General features: G+C 59.8%; 19 protein-coding genes and 1 tRNA gene. 8 read left to right on the top strand and 12 right to left on the bottom strand.

Going from position 1 to position 23,572, the window contains the following annotated elements; genetic code table 11:
- Nucleotides 1-88: 88 nt before the first annotated feature.
- The gene (locus AB5Y70_RS13285) at nt 89-1,111 is read left to right on the top strand and encodes a LacI family DNA-binding transcriptional regulator (RefSeq protein WP_041201452.1); all 1,023 of its coding nucleotides are present in this window, start codon (nt 89-91) and stop codon (nt 1,109-1,111) included.
- Nucleotides 1,112-1,437: 326 nt separating this feature from the next.
- Here the strand turns inward: AB5Y70_RS13285 and AB5Y70_RS13290 are convergent, their stop codons facing one another.
- From AB5Y70_RS13290 to AB5Y70_RS13300, 3 genes are all read right to left on the bottom strand, one after another.
- Nucleotides 1,438-2,769 carry an ABC transporter substrate-binding protein gene (locus AB5Y70_RS13290; RefSeq protein WP_368176055.1) on the bottom strand — a complete coding sequence of 444 codons (1,332 nt, stop codon included), beginning with the start codon at nt 2,767-2,769 and terminating at the stop codon, nt 1,438-1,440.
- A 10-nt stretch (nt 2,770-2,779) separates the two neighbouring features.
- Nucleotides 2,780-4,753, bottom strand: a complete 1,974-nt coding sequence (locus AB5Y70_RS13295; protein ID WP_210601692.1) for a methyl-accepting chemotaxis protein — start codon at nt 4,751-4,753, stop codon at nt 2,780-2,782.
- Nucleotides 4,754-4,846: 93 nt separating this feature from the next.
- A complete protein-coding gene (locus tag AB5Y70_RS13300) occupies nt 4,847-7,525 on the bottom strand; it encodes a glycoside hydrolase family 3 N-terminal domain-containing protein (protein WP_368176056.1) in 2,679 nt (892 codons plus the stop codon).
- An 841-nt stretch (nt 7,526-8,366) separates the two neighbouring features.
- Between AB5Y70_RS13300 and AB5Y70_RS13305 the strand changes: the two genes are divergently transcribed.
- The 6 genes from AB5Y70_RS13305 to AB5Y70_RS13330 all read left to right on the top strand — a co-directional run bounded on the left by AB5Y70_RS13305 (nt 8,367) and on the right by AB5Y70_RS13330 (nt 15,802).
- Nucleotides 8,367-10,595 carry a glycoside hydrolase family 9 protein gene (locus AB5Y70_RS13305; protein WP_235663541.1) on the top strand — a complete coding sequence of 743 codons (2,229 nt, stop codon included), beginning with the start codon at nt 8,367-8,369 and terminating at the stop codon, nt 10,593-10,595.
- An 826-nt stretch (nt 10,596-11,421) separates the two neighbouring features.
- A complete protein-coding gene (locus AB5Y70_RS13310) occupies nt 11,422-11,727 on the top strand; it encodes a PTS sugar transporter subunit IIB (protein ID WP_010673339.1) in 306 nt (101 codons plus the stop codon).
- Between the two features lie 27 nt (nt 11,728-11,754).
- Nucleotides 11,755-13,107 carry a PTS cellobiose transporter subunit IIC gene (locus AB5Y70_RS13315; protein ID WP_010673338.1) on the top strand — a complete coding sequence of 451 codons (1,353 nt, stop codon included), beginning with the start codon at nt 11,755-11,757 and terminating at the stop codon, nt 13,105-13,107.
- A 57-nt stretch (nt 13,108-13,164) separates the two neighbouring features.
- The gene (locus AB5Y70_RS13320; RefSeq protein WP_042864290.1) at nt 13,165-14,544 is read left to right on the top strand and encodes a glycoside hydrolase family 1 protein; all 1,380 of its coding nucleotides are present in this window, start codon (nt 13,165-13,167) and stop codon (nt 14,542-14,544) included.
- A 10-nt stretch (nt 14,545-14,554) separates the two neighbouring features.
- Nucleotides 14,555-14,866 carry a PTS lactose/cellobiose transporter subunit IIA gene (locus AB5Y70_RS13325; protein ID WP_010673336.1) on the top strand — a complete coding sequence of 104 codons (312 nt, stop codon included), beginning with the start codon at nt 14,555-14,557 and terminating at the stop codon, nt 14,864-14,866.
- Nucleotides 14,867-15,106: 240 nt separating this feature from the next.
- On the top strand, nt 15,107-15,802 hold the full coding sequence (locus tag AB5Y70_RS13330) for a family 16 glycosylhydrolase (RefSeq protein WP_080560416.1): 696 nt from the start codon (nt 15,107-15,109) through the stop codon (nt 15,800-15,802).
- Nucleotides 15,803-15,896: 94 nt separating this feature from the next.
- Here the strand turns inward: AB5Y70_RS13330 and AB5Y70_RS13335 are convergent.
- Nucleotides 15,897-15,984, bottom strand: a tRNA-Ser gene (locus tag AB5Y70_RS13335).
- Nucleotides 15,985-16,182: 198 nt separating this feature from the next.
- Between AB5Y70_RS13335 and AB5Y70_RS13340 the strand changes: the two genes are divergently transcribed.
- Nucleotides 16,183-16,932 carry a DsbA family protein gene (locus AB5Y70_RS13340; protein ID WP_039041345.1) on the top strand — a complete coding sequence of 250 codons (750 nt, stop codon included), beginning with the start codon at nt 16,183-16,185 and terminating at the stop codon, nt 16,930-16,932.
- Between the two features lie 174 nt (nt 16,933-17,106).
- Here AB5Y70_RS13340 and galE read toward each other — a convergent pair whose 3' ends face one another.
- The 8 genes from galE to AB5Y70_RS13380 all read right to left on the bottom strand — a co-directional run bounded on the left by galE (nt 17,107) and on the right by AB5Y70_RS13380 (nt 23,570).
- Nucleotides 17,107-18,132, bottom strand: a complete 1,026-nt coding sequence (gene galE / locus AB5Y70_RS13345; RefSeq protein WP_052816338.1) for a UDP-glucose 4-epimerase GalE — start codon at nt 18,130-18,132, stop codon at nt 17,107-17,109.
- 85 nt (nt 18,133-18,217) lie between these two features.
- Complete coding sequence (locus AB5Y70_RS13350; RefSeq protein WP_182957401.1) at nt 18,218-19,237, bottom strand: hybrid-cluster NAD(P)-dependent oxidoreductase; 1,020 nt, start codon at nt 19,235-19,237, stop codon at nt 18,218-18,220.
- A gap of 100 nt (nt 19,238-19,337) precedes the next feature.
- Entirely contained in the window at nt 19,338-20,987 is a 1,650-nt protein-coding gene (gene hcp, locus AB5Y70_RS13355; RefSeq protein WP_109112613.1) for a hydroxylamine reductase, read from the bottom strand.
- A 236-nt stretch (nt 20,988-21,223) separates the two neighbouring features.
- Entirely contained in the window at nt 21,224-21,691 is a 468-nt protein-coding gene (locus AB5Y70_RS13360) for a Dps family protein (protein WP_010673329.1), read from the bottom strand.
- A 131-nt stretch (nt 21,692-21,822) separates the two neighbouring features.
- Nucleotides 21,823-22,365, bottom strand: a complete 543-nt coding sequence (locus tag AB5Y70_RS13365; RefSeq protein WP_103244407.1) for a DUF3833 domain-containing protein — start codon at nt 22,363-22,365, stop codon at nt 21,823-21,825.
- 11 nt (nt 22,366-22,376) lie between these two features.
- A complete protein-coding gene (locus AB5Y70_RS13370; protein WP_279988899.1) occupies nt 22,377-22,919 on the bottom strand; it encodes a chalcone isomerase family protein in 543 nt (180 codons plus the stop codon).
- Nucleotides 22,876-23,094 (bottom strand): TIGR02450 family Trp-rich protein, encoded by a 219-nt coding sequence (locus tag AB5Y70_RS13375; RefSeq protein WP_010673326.1) that lies wholly within the window; start codon nt 23,092-23,094, stop codon nt 22,876-22,878. The genes AB5Y70_RS13370 and AB5Y70_RS13375 overlap by 44 nt, the downstream gene beginning before the upstream one ends.
- Complete coding sequence (locus AB5Y70_RS13380) at nt 23,091-23,570, bottom strand: DUF2878 domain-containing protein (protein WP_045523634.1); 480 nt, start codon at nt 23,568-23,570, stop codon at nt 23,091-23,093. Before AB5Y70_RS13380 ends, AB5Y70_RS13375 begins: the two co-directional genes overlap by 4 nt.
- Between the last annotated feature and the right edge of the window lie 2 nt (nt 23,571-23,572).

Raw genomic sequence — 23,572 nt, forward strand, 5'->3', positions numbered from 1 at the left:
GGGTATCCTAACTTGCTGATTTATTAAGAAGATATTCATATAACACTGGCCATGACCAGAGGTTTTCACAGTCGAGTACGGAGGGGGGATGTCGAAGTCAGCTCAGGAGAAAAAAGCCACTGTCTATGATATCGCCCGCCGAGCCGGTGTCTCGGCAAGCACTGTATCCCGGATATTGAACGGCTCGGCCAAAGTGGCCGCAGATAAACGTCAGGCGGTGGAAGATGCCATTCAGGAATTGAATTTTCGTCCCAACCTGATGGCGCAATATTTGAAAACGGGTCAGTCCATGACCCTGGGTGTTTTGACCCAACATGTGGAGAGTCCATTTTCCAACGAAATGTTGCGGGGTGTTGAACACACTCTTCAGGGCATGGAGTATGTGCCGCTGATTGTCAGTGGTCACTGGAATGCGGAAGAAGAAGTTGAGCGGTTGCGCCTGCTGGTGGCCCGGCGGGTTGATGGCCTTATTATTTTGACCGGCCACGTCAATCAGCAAACACTGCTCGAGTTTTCCCAGCAAATACCGATTGTGGCCACAGGTCACAATATCATGACCGAGCGGGTACACTCCTTCAGCATCAATAACAGGCTGGGTGGCTATATGGCGACTCGCTATTTATTGGATCTGGGTCATCGTGACATCGCCCATATCGTCGGTTTGCCGGATCATAACGATGCCATCGAGCGTCATCATGGCTATCGCCAGGCCCTGGTGAGCGCAGGTATCGAATATGACCCCTCCCTGGTCATCCAGGGGGATTTCGCCGAAGTCGGCGGGCTCAATGCCGTTAAGAAGCTGGTGGAGAGCGGCCGGAAATTCTCCGCCATCTTCTGCGCCAACGATCAGACCTGTTACGGGGCCATTCTGGGGCTCAAGCAGTGCGGCTTGCGGGTGCCTGAGGATGTCTCTCTCATCGGTTTTGACGACCTGCCCTTCTCTACTTATTCCAACCCGCCATTGACCACGGTACGCCAGCCCATCTACGAGATGGGGGTCAAGATGGTCAAGACTCTGTTGGGTTTGATCGAGAACACGGAGCTGAACTCGGACGAACTGCCCGAATTGAGCATTGTGGTGCGTGATACCACACTGCCGTACAAGGGGTGAACACAGACCGGGGCAGTTCTCTGCGCAGCATCAGATCCCAGCACAGCATCAGCGCAAAGCGGCCTTCGGGCCGCTTTTCTTTTGTCAGCCACCTGTCCAGCGAGCGACGAGCCCCTGCCGCGACTTCCACCTTGACTCTCTGACATAGCACAGAGACTACACACAACCTGGCGTCCCTCTTCTGCCGGCCCCCAATCCGGCCTGGCCCCATGACACCAGCCAAAGCCTGGCAATCACAACCCGATGACCCCGGTCGACCTGAATGAAACAAGGCGCCTGAAGGCGCCTTGGGGAGTGTGCAGATCCCTGCGGGAGCAGGGCCACCGTCAAGGCGCTGCGAAGGGGGATTCCGTCCCGGTGGCCGCGCTGGTTGCCAGCGTGGGGAGAGGCTCGTCCGCTTCACACAGACTGGCTCTTCTCGTGGCCGCCTTCTGGGGGGGATACCAGCTTGCCAACCCCTGCTGGATGCGCGCGGCGGCGGCTTCCGGCGTCATGGTGCCGAGCACCACGGATTGCGATACCTCCGCAAGCTCTGTGGTAAGCAATGGCTCACCCCGGGTGAGGAACTGCGCCCCCAGACGCAAGGTGGAATCGCAGGTATCCCGCCAGCCCATCATGGTGCTCGCCACCGGATCCTTGAGCTCGAAGAAGTGATTGGAGAGGGAGAAAAAGCCGGGCACCGAATTGGAGAAACGCTCGGCAAAGTCGGCGCTTGCCATCCACTCCACCAGTTTCAGGGCGGCCTCCTTGTTCGGGCTGGCGGCATTGATGCCGATCCCCATGTCGGTGTGATCGGTGAAATAGCAGGTGTCCCCCTCCTGCGCGACGGGGGGCGGGAAGGCACCAAAATTGACCTTGCCGGTGAACTGGGCCAGCGACCAGGAGCCCGCCACTATCATGGCGGCCTTGCCCGCAGCAAAGGCATCCACCGCCTGTGCTTCGGTGGCATCGGCCGGATGGTCCCCTATGTAGGGCCGCCAGCTCGCCAGCTCACGAAACGCCGCCACATAAGGGGCATCGGTCACTCGCGCCTGACCGTTGATCAGCGCCAGGCGGCCATCTTCCCCATGCCAGTAATTGGGACCGATGTTCTGATAACCAAGCTCGGAGACCACCCAGCTGTCGTGAGCCGCCAGTGCCAGCGGCAGATAGCGGCCATCCTGCTTCACCTTCTCCAGCACGGCGAAGAAGTCGGCACGGGTTCGCGGCGGTGTCAGCCCAAGGGCGTTGAAGATATCGACATTGAAGTAGAAACCCTGGATCACGGAGGCAATGGGCAGGCAGAAGGTCTGGGCCCCGGAGTCGGTCTGCCAGGCGGCCTTGGCAAAGCTCGGGAAGTTCTCCATCCCGGGCAGGTCCGTCAGATCCAGCAGATGCCCCTGCTGGAACAGCCGCAGGGACTGATCATAAGGACGGCAAGTGATGAGATCCCCTGCCTTCCCCGCCGCCAGCCGCTCGGCAAGCTCCCGATCATAATCCGCCGAGCGCTGCGAATGCAGCTTAAGGGTGATCTCGGGATGGATCGCCTGAAAACGGGGCAGAAACTGCTCCTTCCAGAGCGCCTCGTCATCCACGCGCCAGGTTTCCAGCACCAGCTCCTGGGATACCGCCGCCGTACTCAGCCCCCAGACCAGCAGGGCACTCACAGATTTCCACATCGCCTCTCTCCTACACCTTGAAACGGGCCACCAGACTCTGCTGCTGGCTGGCCAGCCCCGACAACACCTCACCACTGCTCGCCGATACCCGGGACGCCTGCTCGGTCTCGTGAGCCACGTCTGCGATGGCCGCCACGTGCTGGGCCACTCCCTGACTCACCGAAATCTGCTCCGCTGCGGCATAAGCCATGTGATCCGCAATATCCTTGATGGCCTCCATGCGCGAGGCGATCCCCGCCAGGGCACTCTCGACATCCCGGGTCTGCAGCACACTCTGCTGGGTCTGCTCATGGCTCTGGGCCATCACGCTCGCCACATCGCGGGCGCATCCCTGCAGGTTGTCGATCATCACCTGGATCTCCTGGGTCGCCCCTTGTGAACGGGTAGCCAGCGCCCGCACCTCCTCGGCCACCACGGCAAAGCCCCGCCCGGCCTCCCCGGCACGGGCCGCTTCGATGGCCGCATTGAGGGCCAGCAGGTTGGTCTGTTCAGCCATGCCACGGATCACCTCGAGAATGTTGCCAATGTTGCTGCTGTAGCCTTCGAGCTTGCGGGTGATCGCCATGGCCCCGGCGATGTCGGTCGCCAGTTGCTCGATGCCATCCCGATTGGCCTGCATCAGATGACGTCCGCGCCGGCTCTCGTCATTGGCCTCCCCCACCTCCCGACGAACATGATCGCTCGAGCGCGCCACTTCGGTCGCACTGGTCTCCAGCTCGAAGATGGCGGCCGCTACCTGATCGGTCTGGGCCTTCTGCGCCTGCACCTGCGACATCACCTGCTCGCCGATCTCTGCGGTCTTGCGCGTCTCGCTCACCAAGTACTCAGAGCCGGTCTGGACCTCCATCAGAAGCGTCTTGGTGTGGTGGGCCAGCTGGTCGATGGAGTTCGCAACCTCACCAAGCTCGTTCCTGGCGGGGTAGCGAACCCGCAGCGTCATGTCACCTTGTGCCATCAGACCGAGAACCCGATTGATCCGCACCAGCGGCACCTGGATGCTGCGGGCCGTACTCCAGGCAACAATGAGGGCGATGAGCACGGAACACAGGGCCACCATCACGATCCAGGTGCGGGCGCTGTCAACCGCGACGTCGGCACTCAGCCTGTCCTCCTGCATGCTCTGGTTGCTGATGGCGATAAGCCTGTCCAGGACCTCCCCCAGTTGCTGGCTCTGCGCCTCCTGCTGTTCACGCAAGCCATGGAGTTGCTGGCTGATTTGCTGACGGCGCACCAGGGTGGCAATCAGCCCCTTGTCGCCAAATACCAGCTGGGGAATGCGCGCCACATGGCGGGTGAACCTGGCCTTGACGTCATCGGGGACAACAATCCGCTCCAGACGCTGGTTCGCAATGTCGATGTCTTTGGCCAGCACCCCCTGTAGCGCCACCAGATCCGTGTTGCCGTCGGCACGCAGGATCAGCTTGAGATCCCGTGCAATACCGCTGGTGATGAGCTCCGCCTTGTTCTGCAAAGAGCGCCGCCCTGCCGTGTAACGCACCAGCAGGTCTGCCGCCGAACGGTAGTTGTCGTCCAGGTGCAGCAGCTCGCTCCGCATCCGTGCGAGCACCCGTTCCAGCTCGACCGACTCTTCGTGCAGGCTCATCAACTGCTCAGAGATGGTAAACAGCCGGGGGGCCTGGTCGGTGACCCGGGCGAGTTGCCGCTCACTCTCGGTATCGAGTGTCAGGGCCGCGAATGCCTTGATGTGCTGCTCATAGCGGACCTTGTCATGGGCAACACGCTGACGGGACTCGGGGAACGCCGACGTCTCCCGGATGGCGAGATGCGCCAGGCTGTCCCTGTCAGCCATCAGCAACGCGGCGCGCAGCCGGCTGGCGGTCAGGGCCTGAGGCGTCGCCTCCTCGGTCACCTGCTGGAAACGACCGTGAATGGAGGTCGTCTTCAGGTAACTGATGGCCCCGAGCAATAGCAACAGGACCAGCAGCAGCGTAAAGCCCAATCTGATCCGCTGTACGATCGACATCCTTCTCTCCCACCTCTCCCTCCGCATCGGGGCGGAGCCGGTTATCAAGGCACCAGGAGCCCGACAGGCATCCTGGTGCATCTGGCTGACGGCTTATCGACTCAACCTGCCCTGGCAATCGAGCCTGACCACTTCCCCTGAGGCCCCCAGCAGAGAAGCCGGTACCCAGCGAACGGTCGCCATGTCGATACGCGCCTGTCCACTGGTGCCCAGGATGAAGGGGGTATTGACCTTCGCGAAGTCCATGCCCTCTTCGAGGCAGCGCAGGGGCAGACTCAGGGTCACCCACTTCTGCGGGGGCAACTGGCGCAAGGCCGGAGCAATCTCGATAGACTTGCCGCAGGGCCAGCCACACTGCAGCCCCAGCGTCATGTCCCCCGCTGGTGCCTGCTGCACCCGCAGCGTCACCTGCAGCTCGCTCTCTCCCTTCAGGTAGGTGCGACGGTCCGCCCCCTTGACCTGGGTGGTCTGCAACTGGATCGTGGCTCCGGAGTCGACACCCGGCTTGTCCGCCCCGAGGAAGGTGACCGCTCGCGCATCCTGCTGGCGCAGGTAGTCGATGGGCTGAACCTTGATGAAGGTCATCTCGGTCACGCTGTTGCCGGAGACTTCAGTCCCCGTCCAGTTGCTGGCATCCCCCATGCGCAGACGGTGTTCTTCACCCGCCTTTGGCCCGAACAGCTCGAGCACCTTGTCAGCGGCGCTCAGTTTGGCGGGGTCGCTCTCGTTGCAGCCGAAGGTACGATTATCCAGGGTCAGGGTATTGAGGTTGCTGACCCGGGCCGCCACAGGGGAAGGCTTGCCGTAGCTGAGCCCGTAGCCATAGGGGAAGAGCGGTGCGTACTCACCCGCTGGATCCTGCTCGAAGGCTGGACGCTGCCAGCCCGGGATATGGGTGGGCGTGCGATTGATGGTGGTGGCGCACTTGCCAAAGGGCCACGAGAAGGAGAGGCGTCCCTGGAAGTCATGGGCCACCTTGCCCTTGGCATCCCTGAACAGCAGATCGGTGATCCCCTCCCCCTCGGTGCCCGGCAGCCAGGCGGCGACAAAGGCGGAAGAGAGATTGAGCTCCTCATTGACGTAGAGCGGACGTCCGGAGAAAAGCACGGTCACCACGGGGATGCCGGCCGCCTTCAGCCGCTTGAGGGTCAACAGGTCCTCGTGATAGCTGCTCTTGAGATCCCCATAGGCAAGGGTCTTGTTGTCAGGAATGTCGCCGAACCACTCGGCATAGGGATCCTCCCCCATGACCAGGATGGCGACATCGGGCTTGGCTCCCGCAAACTCACCGGATCCCGTGCTCACCTGCACATGATCCGCACCGACGGTGGCGGTCACCGCATCCAGCACGCTCTGGGCACCGGGGAAATCACCGCGCCCGTTTTCGCTGCCTTGCCAGGTCAGGCTCCAGCCCCCCACCTGCTTGCCCAGATCATTGGCGGCGCTCCCAGCCACCAGCACCCGGCTCTGCCGGCTCAGGGGCAGGATCCTGCCCTCGTTCTTGAGCAGCACCAGCGACTTGCGTACCGCCTCCCGGGCCAGCGCCTTGTGCGTCACGGCACCAAGTTCACCCTGCTTGCCCGCCAGCTCACGGGCCGATGGCATGGGTTTCTCCCACAGCCCGGCCCGCATCTTGACCCGCAGGATACGCGTCACGGCATCGTCGATCCGGCTTATCGGGATCTGCCGGCTCGCCACGCCATCGAGCAGGCTCTGGCGAAACTCCATCCAGTCCTTGCGCGCTGTGACCATGAAGATGTCGACCCCGGCCAGCACCGCAGACAGGCAGCTCCCCATGGTGCAACCGGCGATCTCGCTGTGACCGTTCCAATCAGAGACGACAAGGCCATCAAAGCCCATCTTGCCCTTGAGCACGTCGGTCAGCAGATAGCGGCTGCCGTGCAGCTTGCCGTTGTACTCCACCCCGTCTTCTGGCAGCACGTCGCGGTTGAGCTCGTTGTGCCAGCTGTTGAACGAAGCCATGACCACCTGGGCACCGGCATCCAGCCCCGAGAAGTAGCCCACCGCGTGCAGGTTGCGCAGGTCCTCTTCCGAATAGAAGTTCTGACCCCGGTCGACCCCGTTCAGGGTACCGCCGTCCCCCACGAAGTGTTTCACGTTCGAGATGACATGGCGCTGGCCGCGCAGATCCGTCGCGGAACCTTGCAGGCCACGCACCATCTCGCCAGCATAGTGATAGACGATGGCGGGATCTTCGGAATAGCCCTCATAGGTCCGGCCCCAGCGATCATCCCTCGGCACCGCCACCGTCGGGGCGAAGGTCCAATCCAGCCCGGTGGCGGCCACTTCCCGCGCCGTCACCTGGCCGATACGGTAGATGAGATCCGGATCCCGCGCCGCCCCCAGGCCAATATTGTGCGGGAACAGGGTCGCCGCGAAGACGTTGTTATGGCCGTGCACCGCATCGGTCGCCCACATGAAGGGGATGCGATACCCACTGCCCTCGAAGCCCGCTTCCGCCGCCTGCCAATAGGTGTCGGCCTGGTGTGCCCAGTCCTGGGCCGACGCGTGTTTGTTGTTGCCGGGCCAACCCCCCCCTCCGTTGAGGACGGAGCCAATCTTGTAGCGCGTCACCTCCTCAGGTGTCACTTCACGAAAGTCGGGCTGGATCATCTGGCCAACCTTCTCCTCCAGGGTCATCCGGGAGAGCAGAGCCTGGATCTGGCGCTCCATCCCCTCGTCCCTGGCAATGGCGCTGTGGATCTGCGGCCAGGTGGAAAAATAGGGCATGGTCGACAACTCATCCGCCATCCCGGCACTCCAGATGCCGCACCCCACGAATAGGCAGGTCATAGACCTGGTGAGACCTGTAGTTTTACGCATTTTCCTTATGACTCTCCGGATGTTCTCGTTCATCGCCTGGACTCATCGTTCATGGCGAGTCGTCTTGAAAAACAGCCTAATTTGAAATCGATTGCAAGAATATTAAATGGTAAACAGAAATCTCTTCGTCATTCCAGCAGTATCTTTGTCATGCCATGACAAAGATCCCGCTGAAAGAGAAAATAGTGATGCAACTCACAAACTCGGGGGCTTGTCTCATCAGCAGAATACCCAGGAAGGAACAGAGAGAACGGGTAGATTCATGGCAGGAATACCAACAAAATAAAGTTAAAACAATAATTTAAATGCAATCAATCACGTTGATTTGCCGCGTGAGCTGTCTGGAACGACACCGATATGGCCAAACGGCTCGGGAGTCAGAGGAATGTTGAAAGGATTCAATGGAATTCAATTCAAGTGCATGAATATATCAATAAACGAAAATTTGCCGTCTCCATCACATTTCATAAAAGCAAACTTGATCTGCCAAAAAATTTACTGTTACCTGAATCGTGAAATCGATTTCCACTCAAGGATTGTGTGTGAATCTTGACAGTGAAATGCGGGCCGCAGGATGACTCGGTCATTTTCTGCGTGAGTGCGAAAATCGACGCCATTATTTCCGTCTGTGATCAAAGGGGTAACAATGAAAACATCTCGGCTTAGTGCCCTGACGCTTGCCATGTCTTGCGTCATTGGCTTGCATGGCTGCTCACTGCCCAGCGCAGGAGCATCTGGTTCAGCGACCTCCTCGGCATCTGCCGGACCTGTGGGTGAATTGCTGACCAATGGGGGCTTCCAGGGAACCGATGGATGGTGGACGGCCGGGGGGACCCTGAACGCCGAGAACCAGATGGGCTGTATCACCTTCACCGAGTCGGGCTCCAATCCCTGGGATGTCATCCTGGGTCAGTCCAATCTCGGCCTGGTGCAGGGGCAAACCTACAAACTCCATTTCACTGCCATGGCCAAGAGCGACATCAACGTCAAGGCCCTGATCCAGCATGATGGCGCCCCCTACACCAACTACATGGTGCAGGACCTCGCCCTCGGCAGCACGCCCAAACCGTTCGATATCCAGTTCACACCTTCTGCCACTGACGAGAAGACCCAGTTCCAACTTCAGATGGGCACCCAGACACCGACCACTGTCTGTATCGGTGAAGCCACGCTATCGGGCCCCTCCTTGATCAAGAAATCGGAGCTGGGCAGCGTGCGCGTCAACCAGGTCGGCTATCTCAGCAAGGCTCTGAAACGGGCGACCATCGCCACCGACAGCAAGGACGCGCTCCCCTGGACCCTGCGCAATGCCCAGGGTGAGACCATCGCGGAAGGCAAGACCACGCCCTTTGGCCTGAATGCCGCATCCGGCGAGAACGTACAGATTGCCGACTTCAGTCAGGTCACCACCCCGGGCACCGGCCTGGTACTGGAGGTCGCCGGCCAGAAGAGTCATCCGTTCAGCATCGGCGATGACATCTATCACACCATGAAATTCGATGCCCTCTCCTTCTTCTATCAGCAGCGTAGCGGCATCGACATCGAAGCCAAATATGTCCAGCGCCCCGACCTTGCTCGCCCGGCAGGACACAAGCCCGAGAACGTAACCTGCTTCAACAAGCTGGACGCCAAGGGCAACCAGTGGCCTGGCTGTGACTTCACGCTGGATGTGACCGGCGGCTGGTACGACGCCGGCGATCAGGGCAAGTACGTGGTCAACGGTGGGATCTCGGTATGGACCTTGATGAACCTTTATGAACGGGAGCAGCTGGCGAAAGAGGGTGACAAGAGCGCCTTTGCCGACGGCAAGGTCAAGATCCCGGAACAGCACAACGGCTACAACGATCTGCTGGACGAGTCCCGCTGGATGATGGAGTTCTTCCTCGCCATGCAGGTGCCCGAAGGCAAGAAGGCCTGGGTGCCGGTAGGCGATCAGTCCAAGCAGCTCGACAGCCTGAAACTGACCGAGATCGATGCCTCCGGCATGGTCTTCCACAAGGTCGCCGACGAAGCCTGGACCGGGATGCCGCTCCCGCCCCACAAGGATCCACAACCCCGTTTCCTGAGCCACCCCAGCACGGCTGCGACTCTGAACCTGGCGGCCACCGCCGCCCAGTCTGCTCGCGTATGGAAAGATCTGGATCCGGCCTTCGCACAGCGCAGCCTGCAGGCAGCGGAACGAGCCTGGAAGGCGGCCAACCGCCATCCGGACGTCTATGCCTATGACAACTTTGTGGGATCCGGTCCCTATGATGACACCAACCTGAAGGACGAATTCTACTGGGCTGCCGCCGAGCTGTTTGCCACCACCGGCAAAGCCGAGTACAAGCAGGCCGTCCAGCAGTCCCCTCTCTATCTGGCCGCCCCCAAGGGGGATCGTAGCGCAAGCGGTGATCTCTACTGGCAGGATCTCAGCAGCGCAGGGACCATCACGCTGGCCATGGTGCCTAACAAACTGGGCAAACAGGAAGTGGAGAAGGCGCGCGCCGCTATCATCGCCGCAGCTGACGGCTACCAGAAGAGCGTGGTGACGGAGGGTTACCTTATCCCCTATCAGGCGACCGAATACCCCTGGGGCTCCAACTCCAACCTGATGAACCGCAGCATCTTCCTCGGGTTGGCCCATGACTTCACGGGAGAGCGCAAATACCTGCAGGCCATGTCCGATGCCATGGACTATGTGCTCGGCCGCAACCCCCTCGACCAGTCCTATGTGTCGGGCTACGGCAGCCGTCCGCTGAAGAATCCGCACCACAGGTTCTGGGCTCACCCCATCGACCCCGCGTCTCCCCTGGTACCACCAGGCGTACTCTCGGGCGGACCGAACTCCATCAACTTCAGCGATCCCGTTGCCTCCACCCTCAAGGGCAAGTGTACCGGCCAGACCTGCTGGAAAGATGAGATTGGTGCCTGGACGCTGAACGAGGTCACCGTCAACTGGAATGCCCCCTTCTTCTGGACGGTCAGCGTACTGGATGAAGGTGGATTGACCCGCTGATCACCCTTCCAATGCTCCGTCCCCGTGACGGAGCATTGTTTTACTCCCCTGCCATTCTTGCCCAGGACAGCTCCCGCACCGGTCGCCACCCTCAGCTTTACGTTTTCCTTTTCCCTTTTCCATCATCATTCAGAGGCTGACGGCAGCAGAACCCTCTCTTATCGATCATTTCATCTGACCGCACCTTCGCAACCCTGTCATTTACATGTCCGTCTCTTGGCCACCTTATTTGCGCATCCACTTGATCCCTCATTTGCCATCAGATCTGCTTACGCCAACTGGGCATCACCCGCCCCCCGCCTCTTCTACAGTGCCCCGCGCGCGAAGAAGGCGGGAAAGCAGGATACCCGGCTCCTGAATCGGGTTTCGTGACCCTCAGCGAGAACCACAAGGCAACCCCAGGCTGAGCCCGCCATCTGAGCAAGACACTGTACAGAGCCCCTGAGCCGACACCATGACGCCCTGCCACCAGGGGGTGAAGGAGCACGGCGATGAGCTCGGTTACCCGGGGTTGCTGGCATGGTCGCCGGATCGACACCATGCCGAAAGCGCCCCCTGCATCATGCAGGGGTCCAGGAGCAGCATGAAAACCACGACAGATTTGAAATCGATATTTCAAAATGCCAAGTCGAATAAACATGGCTTAAACCACATCATAAAAAAATTATAACCAACTGACAAATAACGATATTTTATTTTATACGCCTTATATCAGATATCCATCAAGTGATCGCGATCACAATTACAAAACCCCATTTGTGAAATCGATTTCCCACTTTGTTGCATCGATCTATAGTGAGCCCAGCTTAATAACTGAGGAATGATCATGAAAAAAATCATGTTGTGCTGCTCTGCCGGGATGTCCACCAGCCTGCTGGTGAAAAAAATGCTGGTAGAAGCCGAAAAACGGGGCCTGGCTGCCGAGATCAAGGCTTTTGGCGCATCGGAGTTCGATGACCAGATGCCCCATTACCAGGTGGTCTTGCTGGGACCGCAGATCAAGTACATGCAACCGGAGTTGCAAGCCAAGGCGGCGGCTCACGGCATCAAGGTACAACCTATCGACATGATGGATTACGGCATGCAGCGCGGCGACAAGGTGCTGGACTACGCCCTGTCCCTGATTGGTTAAGCGTGCTCACAAGGAAGGACACACACTATGAGTTCACTCTATGGGATGCTGGTCAAGTTGATCGAACAACGGATCGGCCCATTGGCAGGAAAACTGGGTCAGCAACGCTATGTTCTGGCCATCCGTGACGGTTTTATTGCCGCGCTGCCGTTCATGATCGTCGGCAGCTTCATGCTGGTCTTCATCTTCCCACCCATCTCCAGCGAAACCACCTGGGGCTTTGCCAGAGCCTGGCTCGATTTTTCCAACACCTATCGTGCCGAACTCATGTTGCCCTTCAACATGAGCATGGGGCTGATGACAGTCTTCATCTCGGTGGGCGTCGCATCCAGCCTGGCCAAGCAATACTCCCTGGACCCCATCACCACGGGCCTGCTGTCGCTGATGTCGTTCATGCTGGTGGCAGCGCAATACAAAGACGGCACCATCTCCACCCAGTATTTCTCCGGTCAGGGCATCTTTACCGCTCTTATTTGCGCCATCTATTCGACTGAGGTCTATGCCTGGCTCAAGCGCAACAACATCACCATCCGTCTGCCCGAGCAGGTGCCGATGGGGGTGGCGCGCTCCTTCGAGGTGCTGATCCCGGTCCTGGCGATTATCCTGACCCTGCACCCCTTCAACATGCTGCTGCAGGAAACCACAGGCATGATCCTGCCCGAGGCGATCATGTCCATGCTCAAACCGCTGGTGGCGGCTTCCGACAGCCTGCCTGCCGTCTTGCTGGCTGTGCTGTTGTGCCAGATCCTCTGGTTTGCCGGCATCCACGGCACCATGATCGTCACCGGCATCATGAACCCCTTCTGGATGGCAAACCTGGCCAGCAACCAGGCCGCATTGGCCGCCGGCCAAGCTATTCCCCACACCTTCCTGCCCGGTTTCTGGGATCACTTCCTGTTTATCGGCGGCGTGGGCTCCACCTTGCCACTGGCATTCCTGCTGATGCGCAGCCGCGCCGTGCACCTGCGCACCATAGGGCGAATGGGCGTGGTCCCCGGGTTCTTCAACATCAACGAGCCGATCCTGTTTGGTGCTCCCATCATCATGAACCCGGTCTTCTTCCTGCCCTTCATCCTGGTGCCGGTGATCAACGCCATCCTGGCCTGGTTCGCGGTGGATCTGGGTCTGGTTGAGAAGGTCGTGATGCTGACCGCATGGACCACGCCGGCCCCCATCGGCGCCTCCTGGGCGACCAACTGGGCCTTCAGTCCGGTCATCATGTGCTTCATCTGCATGGGGATCTCCGCCCTGATGTATTACCCCTTCGTGCGAGCTTACGAACGCACCCTGCTCAAGCAGGAAGCCGAGACGGCTGAAGCGGAAGAAGCCGCCAGATCAGAAAAAGCAGACACAATCACACCGATTCAGAGTCAGGCGTAAGCGCCAGGCGTGCGGGCGCCACGCCGCCTGCACGCCGGTCATCAAGAGGAAACTGCAATGCAATATACATTCCCCGAAGGCTTCTGGTGGGGTAGCGCCTCGTCGGCCGCACAATCGGAAGGAGCTGCCAATATGGGCGGCAAGGCACCGACCATCTGGGATCACTGGTTCGAGACGGAGCCACACCGTTTCCACGGCCAGGTTGGCCCGGCCAACACCTCCACCTTCTACGATCGCTATCGTGAAGACATCGCATTGATGGAACAGATTGGCCACAACAGCTTCCGCACATCCATCTCCTGGGCCCGGTTGCTGCCGGATGGCCACACCGTCAATCAGGAGGCCGTCGACTTCTACAACAAGGTTATCGATGAGCTGCTGGCCAAGGGGATCAAACCCTTCATCGGCCTGTTCCACTTCGACATGCCGATGTACTGGCAGGAGCAGGGGGGCTGGGAGAGCCGCGAAACCGTGGCGGCTTATGCCGAGTACGCAGCGCTCTGCTTCAAACTGTTCGGTGATCGCGTCGCCTGCTGGATGACCTTCAATGAACCCGTTGTAGTAGTGGAAGGAGGGTATCTGTATGACTTCCATTACCCGAACCAGATGGACTTCAAACGGGCAGCCCAGGTGGCCTATCACATGATGCTGGCCCACAGTCTGGCGGTGAAGCGTTATCGCACACTCTCCCTGCCCGGCCAGATCGGCATCGTCCTGAACCTGACCCCCTCCTATCCGCGCTCTTCAAACCCGGCAGACTTGAAGGCCTCGTTCATTGCCGACCTGTTCTTCAACCGCGCCTTCCTCGATCCTGCGGTGAAGGGGGTTTATCCCCAGGAGCTGATCGATATCCTGCGCGAGCACGATCAGATGCCAGTTGTGCAAAGCGGCGACTGCGAACTGCTGGCCGCCGGCAAGATCGATCTGCTCGGCATCAACTACTACCAGCCGCGGCGAGTGAAGGCACGCATGACGGCCATCAACCCGGACTCCCCTTTCCTGCCTGACTGGTTCTTCGAGAATTACGAGATGCCAGGCCGCAAAATGAACCCTTATCGCGGCTGGGAAATATATGAGCGCGGTATTTATGACATATTGATCAACCTGCGCGACAACTATGGAAATATCCCAAGCTATATCTCCGAAAATGGTATGGGTGTCGAAGGGGAGCACAGATTCATTGGTGAAGATGGTCAGGTAAAAGACGATTATCGTATCGACTTCATTCGCGGCCACCTCCAGTGGATTCATACCGCCATTGCTGAAGGAAGTAATTGCCGTGGTTATCACCTGTGGACCTTTATTGACAACTGGTCCTGGATGAATGCCTACAAAAACCGTTATGGATTCATCAGCCTTGATTTGGAAAGCCAGCAGCGCACCGTCAAGAAAAGTGGTGAATGGTTCGCCAACGTCTCTCGTAATAATGGATTTTAAGGAGTCATAAATGATGGATCTTGAAGAAGCAGTCATGGGCATCATCGTCAATGCCGGCCAATCTCGCAGTCTCTGTTTCGAAGCCCTGCGTCAGGCTCGTGCTGGCCAGTTCAGCGAAGCGGATGCCTTGCTGCTCCAGGCCACCGACGCGGGGAAGGCTGCCCATGCCGTACAAACCAAACTGATTGAAGCCGATGAGGGCGAAGGCAAGACCAAGATGACACTGGTCATGGTACATGCCCAGGATCACCTGATGACCTCCATTCTGTGCCGCGAACTGGCCACCGAACTGGTCGAGATCTATCGCCGCCAAGCCAGCTGATTTTAACTCATCGGATCGGGAGTCCGTGCTTTTGCCACCGTTATATACGGTGGCTTTTTTTATTCTGGTTATACCAGCCAGCCGTCATGTCTTTCATACCTTTTTCAGGCAATTTCAAAAGTATGAAACTGTCATGACGCGATACCAGTATAAGTTTCAATATCTGTTTATGGCTATTCTGATGCTGCTTGCAGTCATCAATAAAACACTCATTAATAAACACACAGGAATGTGGATAATATGCGTAAACTTGGACTGATGTCAGTATTGCTGATGGCGGGAGGATTATATTCCACTCAGGCATCGGCATGGTGGTGGAGCAATCAGGATTGGCAGGTCTCTGATGGTTGGCGCAATGGCGGGTCAGAATTCGACTGCACCTGGCGCGCCGCCAACGTCTGGATGGAGTCCGGCACGGCCATCCTCCATGCGAAATCCGACAAAGGGAACAAGAGCTGTGCTGAGCTGCGAACCTACAACTACACCCGCAAGGGTCGTTATGAGGTGCAAATGCAGGCAGGATCGGTGCCCGGCACCATCAGCTCCTTCTTTACCTATACCGGAGATGCAGGCACCAGCTCTCACTATGAAGTCGACATCGAGCTGATGGGGGGCACCAACCTGCTCCATACCAACGTCTGGATCCAGGGGCGTCAGTATCCCCAGGACATCGACCTGGGCAAGTACGGTATCTCCATCTGGAACATGGAGCGCTACGCCTTCAACATCGACGAGGCGGGAGTCACCTGGCAGGTCTTCAGCCGCACCCAGAACAAATGGGTGAGCGTGCGCCGCGAGAGCCGCCCCGTCACCAGCTGGATGCAGACGTTTGTGAATAACTGGATCAGCGCCAACCCGAGCTTCCCGCCCAGCTCCTACAACGGCCAGCCCGTCTACGCCAAATACAAGTACGCCAATGTGACGCCCTGGGAGTGATCGCGATGGTCAACTAAATCCGGGCACACGGCGGCATACCCAAAACCGAAGACACAAAAAAGCCCAACTGAATAAATCAGTTGGGCTATATGGATGGCGGAGGAGGTGGGATTTGAACCCACGGATGGTCGCCCATCGCCGGTTTTCAAGACCGGTGCATTCAGCCGCTCTGCCACCCCTCCGCAGCAGTGCGACGCATATTACCCATGCCCCCAGCCCTTGTAAATCCCCACTCCGTTTGTTTGCCCATTTATTGGGCTATCTGGCGCACAAAACCGGCAAAACCTCTGCAAACCGTGCTTTTTCAAGCGGATGGCTTGACTTGAAAACAGACTCACCCACTATAGGGGCCACTACCACATCCCCAGCAAGATGGACTTATGAGAATCAAACATGCCCTGTTCGCCGCCCTGACCGGCGCGACCCTGCTTGCGGCGCCCGTGCAGGCGAGCGAGCTGACCAAGAGCGATGTCGAGCAGATCGTGCGCGACTATCTGGTCAAGAATCCGGAGATCCTGGTCGAGATGTCCAACGCCCTGCGTGCCAAGCAGGAGAGCCAGCAGGCCGAGAACGACAAGACGCTGATAGAAGCCCATGCCAAGCAGCTCTTCGCCAACCAGGATCCCGAGAGCGGCAATCCCAAGGGCAGCCTGACGGTGGTGGAGTTCTTCGACTACAACTGCGGCTACTGCAAGCGCGCTCATCCCCTCATTCAGCAACTGCTCTCTGAGGACAAGGAGATCCGCTACATCTACAAGCAGTTCCCCATCCTGAGCGAAACCTCCTACTACGCCGCCCGCGCGGCGCTGGCGGTGAAGCTCGGCCAGCCCGACAAATACCAGGCCTTCCACGACAAGCTGTACGCCCATCAGGGGCCCCTCTCCGATGAAGCCCAGGTGAAAGACGTCGCCAGGGCCGCCGGCGTGGACTGGAGCAAGGTAGAGGCGAAGATCAAGGACGGCAGCATCGATCAGAATCTGGGTACCAACCGGGCGCTGGCCGAAGCCATGGCCATTTCCGGCACCCCGGCCTTCATCATCGGCGATCAGATCCTGCGCGGCGCACCGCGGGATCTGGCCAGCCTCAAGGCCATCATCAAGGATGTCCGCGCCGGCAAGAGCATTCAGTAACCCGCGCGTTGTTCATGAAAAAACGCCCCGGCATGCCGGGGCGTTTTGCTATTCATGCTACAAACCATCAGGCCTGATGGGCCGTCGCGAGAAGCTGTCAGCAAGGCGAAGAGCAGCGCTGGGACCCGAGTTGATATGAATAAATGAGGCTCCCGAGCAACGCATGACCCGTGATCACGGCTTCGCAGCAGGGCCATAACCGTTCGGGTTCTGGCTTTGCCAGCGCCAGGTATCGATCATCATCTGCTCCAGACCCCGCTCAGCCTGCCAGCCCAGCTCGTCACGGGCCAGGGCCGGTTCAGCCCAGCACTCGGCGATGTCACCGGGGCGACGGGGCTTGATCTGGTAGGGAATGGCACGGCCACTGGCTGCCTCGAACGCCTTGACCATCTCCAGCACGGAATAGCCCTGACCGGTGCCGAGGTTATAGGTGAAGACGCCGGTATCACTCTTGATGCGGGCCAACGCTTTGAGGTGACCGATGGCGAGATCCACCACGTGGATATAGTCGCGCACCCCGGTGCCGTCCGGGGTCGGATAGTCGTTGCCAAAGACCCCCAGCTCCTTGAGCTTGCCCACGCCGACCTGACTGATGTAAGGCAGCAGGTTGTTGGGGATGCCGTTGGGATCTTCACCGATGAGGCCGCTCTCGTGAGCACCCACCGGGTTGAAGTAGCGCAGCAGCACGATGGCCCAGCGGGGATCGGATTTGGAGAGGTCACGCAGGATCTCTTCGACCATCAGCTTGGAGCGGCCATAGGGGTTGGTGGCGCTGGTGGGGAAATCTTCCCGCAGGGGTACCGAGGCCGGATCCCCATAAACGGTGGCCGAGGAGCTGAACACCAGCCGGAACACGCCGGCCCTGGCCATCTCTTCGCACAGCACCAGGGTGCCGGTCACGTTGTTCTGATAGTAGGTGAGCGGGATCTGGCCGGATTCCCCCACCGCCTTGAGGCCGGCGAAGTGGATCACGGATACTATCCTGTGCTCGGCAAACAGCCGCTGCAGGCAGGCTCTGTCCAGAATGTCCCCTTCCACGAAGGTGACCGGCTTGCCGGTGATCCGCTCGACCCGTTTGAGCGATTCGGGGGAAGCGTTGGAGAGGTTGTCCAGTACTACGACCTGCTGCCCGGTACCAAGCAGCTCGACCAGGGTGTGGGAACCGATGTAACCGGCTCCCCCCGTCACCAGAATTGTCATTTTTTATCCCGTACTTTGCTGAAACTGGGGTTGAGTCTACCCGCACGACCCGCCCGAGAAAAGCTCGGGATACCAATGACGCCCGTCAGTACTCCAGACTCACATCCCCTCTGGCGGTGCAGGAACAGGCCAGCGCCACCCCGTTCTCGAGGTCCTGCGCGCTCAGGGTCATCACGCTCTGGCGCTCGATTTCGCCTTCCGTGGTGCAGCGACAGGCGCCGCACACCCCGGCGCGGCAAGCGGCCATCATGGTCTCCCCCGCCCCCTCCAGTGCCGCCAGCAGGGTCTGACCCGGCAGGATCTTCACCTTCTTGTCGCTCTTTTTGAGGGTCAGCCAGAAGTGGTCGCTGCCGGCCGCAACTGGCGCCGCACTCGATGTTCCAGCAGGCAGGCCGAACGACTCCTGGTGCAACTGCGCTGCCGGCAGTCCCAGCTCCGCCAGCATGGTGCAGACTGCGGTCATGTAGGGGGCAGGCCCGCACAGATAGACGTGGCGCGCCAGCAGGTCTGGCGCCAGTTCCCTCAACATGTCCGGTGTGAGCCGGCCAACCCAGGGATGAGCCGTTGGCGCCTCTTCCCCTACTTTCTCCAGCACTAAAGCATGGCGCACACCGGCATGAGCCTCGGCCAGCGAAGCCAGTTCCCTTGCGAAGATCACATCCCCGGGGGTTCTGGCGCTGTGAATAAAGCGAATGTCTGCATCCGGCCGTTTGGCCAGCTCGTCCCGCAGCATGGCCCACATGGGGGTGATGCCGGAACCGGCGCTGAGCAGCAGCGGCCGCTCGCAGGGCAAAGCGGTCAGGTGGAAATCGCCGAAGGGGCCGTCTACCCGGATCTCGTCCCCCACTTGCAGGCTCTGGTGCAGATGGTGAGAGACCAGCCCCACATCCTTGATGGTGACCTGCCAGAAAGGATCCTGCGGGCTGGAGGAGAGGGTGTAGGCGCGGCAGTGGGGCTGGCCGTCAATCATCGTGTGCAGAGTGACGCACTGGCCAGCCAGCACGGAGGGCAGGTCGCCAGCCAGGGGTTCAAATTGCCAGCTCGCCACGTCGTGGGTCTCTGCCCGGCGGGCTATACAGCGCAGGCTCAAAGAGGTGGAGGTCATCGCAAGGCTCCTCTTGCTCGGAAATAGCGTTGAAAAAAGGCGAGCCATCAGGCTCGCCAAAGGCTTACAACATGCTGAGCGTGTAAGGCTGTATCTTTGCTCAGGCCGCCAGGATCTCGGCGAGATCCGCGTCTGCCGTGGTGGTTCCTTTCAGGCCGAACTGCTCCTCCAGCACCTTGAGCAGGGCCGGGGTGAGGAAGGCCGGGGCGGTCGGGCCGGTGCGGATGTCCTTCACACCGAGCGCCAGCAGGGTGAGCAAAATGACGATGGCTTTTTGCTCGAACCAGGAGAGCACCAGGGTCAGGGGCAGATCGTTGACGCCGCACTCGAACGCGTCGGCGAGCGCCAGCGCCAGCTGGATGGCGGAGTAGGCATCGTTGCACTGACCCACGTCCAGCAGACGGGGAATGCCGCCGATGTCGCCGAAGTCGAGCTTGTTGAACTTGTACTTGCCGCAGCCCAGGGTCAGCAGCAGGCTGTCCTGCGGGATCGCCTTGGCAAACTCGGTGTAGTAGGCGCGCTCGGCACGGTCACCGTCACATCCCCCCACCAGGAAGAAGTGGCTGATTTCGCCAGCCTTGACCTTGTCGATCACCGCAGGAGCGGCCTGCATCAGGGCGTTGCGGGCAAAACCGATGGTGATGAAGTGCTCGAGCTCAACGTGCTTGAAGCCTTCCAGCGCTTGCGCCTTGGCGATAACGGCGGAGAAATCTTCCCCTTCCAGGTGGGTCACACCGGGCCAGCCGACGATAGAGCGGGTGAAGATGCGATCCGAGTAGTTGCCCACGTTCGGGTCGATGATGCAGTTGGAGGTCATCACCACGGCGCCCGGGAAGTTGGCAAACTCCTTCTGCTGGTTCTGCCAGGCGGAGCCGTAGTTGCCCACCAGGTGCGGGTACTGCTTGAAGAAGGGGTAGGCCAGGGCCGGCAGCATCTCGCCGTGGGTGTAGACCTTGATGCCGGTGCCCCTGGTCTGCTCCAGGATGAGCTTGAGATCCACCATGTCGTGGCCGGAGACCAGGATGCACTTGCCCGGTACCGGAGTGACGCGTACCTGGGTCGGCTCGGGGTGGCCGAAGGCGGTGGTTTCACCGAGATCCAGCATCTCCATGATCTTGAAGTTCAGCAGGCCAATATCCATGGCGCACTTGAACAGGAGATCCAGATCGCAGGGATCCGTGCCGAGCCAGCTCATGATGCGATGGAATTCGGCGGCGACCCCGGCATCCTGCTGATCCAGCACCCGGGCGTGTTCCATGTAGGCGGCGGCGCCCTTGAGGCCGTAGAGGCAGAGCAGGCGCAGCCCCATGATGTCTTCGTTGACCTCGTTCTTGCCCCGGTTGACCGCGGTCTGCGGCGCCTGGGCAAGCTGGGCCAGCAGATCGGCACCCGGTTCGAAGCTGGCCGCGGCGGGCAGCGTGTCGGCCTGCACCGCCAGCGGTGCCAGCTTGGCGGCCAGTTGCTGGCGATAGGCCAGCGCCTGGTTGACGTAGGCGACGATGCGAGCGGAGTCGAAGTTGACGTTGGTGAGGGTGGCAAAGAACGCCTTGGGCACGAAAGCGTCTATTTCGCTGTCGACGATGCCGTGCTCGCGGGCCGCCAGGGCCCAGGCGCTGAGCCCTTGCAGGGTATAGATCAGCACATCCTGCAGATCGGAAGTTTCAGCCGTCTTGCCGCACATGCCTTGTGCATAGGCGCAGCCGTTGCCTGCCGGGGTACGAATAGTCTGTTCACATTGCACACAAAACATCATGTCTCTCCTAATTGGACATTTCAGTTATCTGTTTTGTGGCGATTCTATTCCGCTCCTGGAAAACTTAATAGGCATTCAATTTACCAATTAACATTTCATTGATGCAGATCAAATAGAAAAAAGCCGCCCAAATCGGGCGGCAAGCGGGTGGGAAATCAAGGAGAGACAACTCGGGTTTGCAACAACAGGGGCAATGATACGGGCCGGGGCATGGGCAGCCGGCCCCAGGTTCATCAGGCCAGATAGGCGCGCAGCATCCAGACCAGTTTCTCCTGCTGCTGCACATAGTCGGAGAGGATGGACGCAGTCCCTTCATCACCGGCATCGGCGGCCTGACCCAGGATGCGGCGCTGGGCAACCAGCAGTTCGCGGAAGCTCGCCAGCAGGGATTCCACGCAGGCACGACCGTCATGCAACCCCTTCTGCTCGGGGATGGCGGACACCTGGATGTAGTCGCTGAAGCTGTGCAGGGGCACCCCATCCAGGGTCAGAATGCGTTCGGCCAGGGCATCGACTTTCAGCAGCAGGTCGTTGTAGATCTCTTCGAATTTCAGGTGCAGCTCGAAGAACTGGTTGCCGCGGATGTTCCAGTGGAAGCCACGGACGTTCATGTAGAGGATCTGGTAGCTGGCCAGCAGCTTGTTGAGCTCGGCGGCCAGGGCTTGTGATTGAACGGTATCAAGACCAATGGGGCTCTTCATGATTCACCTCCAGGTGGTAAGCATTATCGGGAACGGAGTCAGCTTATCCAGAAGCAGACTCAAAGGACAATCGTCAGTGCCTTGCCGATCCATAGCCAATGGCTATCGTCGGCAAAAAAATGCACCGGCTTTCATTGCTCAAGCCGTTCGATATAGAGGATCACCTCGCCGAGATGAATACCGAACTTGCTGATCTTCGCGCGGTTGATCAGGCGGTCGTCGTCCAGCAGATACATCCAGTCATCAAAGCTCACCCTCACCACGCTCTCATCCGGCAGAGCCAGATCGAGTTGATAACGCCAATTGAGGGCAAAGCCCGCTGTCTTGCCTACCGCCTCCCCCACCACGTCTGAAGCCGTGCCGCGCCAGTGGCCATCCGCCCCCTTGCTCAAGAACCAGGTGCGGGTCTGCCGACGGCCATCATCAAAGTAGAACTGCTCGAACAGCTCCCCCTTGCCCTCTCGCCAGTGCCCCTGCATCTCGACCCGAAAGCGACTGGTCACTTCGCCGCTGCGGTCCGTCACCAGGCCATGGGCCACCAGCTTGCCATTGAAGAAACGGGCGAGATCCCAGCCCGGCCGGGAGCCGCGATAATCGTCAAGACCCGCGCCGCAACCAGAAAGCCACAGCAGGGGCAGCAACCAGGCAAGACGCCACCAGGAAGAGAACTTCATGGAATACTCCATCAGGATTGGCCGCGCAGGCGGCGGGTCAGAGCGGGATCCCGGCTGTCGTCAGTCAGCCAGATAGCAAGAAACGCGGGGGCGAAGGCGGGATCATCAAGAGAGCCAAGGAGGCGATCTCGCAACCAGAAGTGGCCCGAGCCTTGCTCGTCCACATAAAAAACCAGCTTGTCGCCGGGGGCGACATCCGGCCAGAGCGTGGCCAGTCGAGCCAGCCAGCGTTGGCGCTCACTCTCGCTGCCAAGGCCGAGCCGCTGCCACTCGGCGGCGGTCGCCTCCAGCAAATCCTGGCGCTCGATGGCCCTCGCGTAGGTAATGCTGAGGGCCTGCGGGTAGCGCCCCGGCTGATAGCGACCGCTCTCGCTGTAGAGGGTGGCGTCATAGAGCTTGAACCAGAGCCAGCGCATCTCCCCCTGTCCCACGGTGCGCAGCCCCTGCCAGGGGGAGGCAACGCTCTGGGCGGTCGCAAACAGTGGCAGGCTCAAGGCCGCCAGCAGCAGGCTAGTTCCACCCCATGTGCCAACGGGCGGGATCCTCCAGTTCATGCCAGTCCATCTCCTGTTCCTGCAGGGTGTTGATATCCTGCATCACCACGCTCGCCAGATGCCCCTGGGCATCGCGCTGGCAGGCCACCACCAGGTAGAAACGCTCGGCCAGCTCGCACTGGCCATCCCTGGTCCACTTGGAAAACAACAAGGTGTCGGTCGAAAAGGTGTTCATCTCGTCTCACCCTCCAGCTTGACCGTTACCCACAGGAGTACGGGTAACCACCACATCCAGATCACCGCCAGCAGCACTGCGCTTGTCCAGATGCCCCAGGGTAAGTTTACTGCCCCCATGGCGGCCCCCGCCATATAGGAGGAGGCACCCCCCACCATGCCGAACAGCCCCTGTTGCCAGCGCGGCAAGGGGCGAAGCCAGCGAAGGCCGTGGGAGAGGGTCAGGGCGAAACCGCACCAGAGCAGCAACAGCCAGAGCGGAAAACCGGACGGAAAGTGAAACAGGCCGAGGCGCCAGAGCAGGATGTCGAGCAGGCAGCCTGCCAGGGCGACCGGGATGAGGCGCCAGTCCTGCCCACGGCGGGGGGAGAAGATGAAATGGAGCAGCAGCATCCCGAGCAGCGGGCCCGGTTGCTGCCATGTCACCGCCAGCAACCAGTAGAGGTTGAACCCCAGCAGGTGGGCCCACTGCCACATGA

It is taken from the genome of Aeromonas sp. s1(2024) (genome assembly GCF_040908005.1).
Taxonomy (GTDB): domain Bacteria; phylum Pseudomonadota; class Gammaproteobacteria; order Enterobacterales; family Aeromonadaceae; genus Aeromonas; species Aeromonas caviae.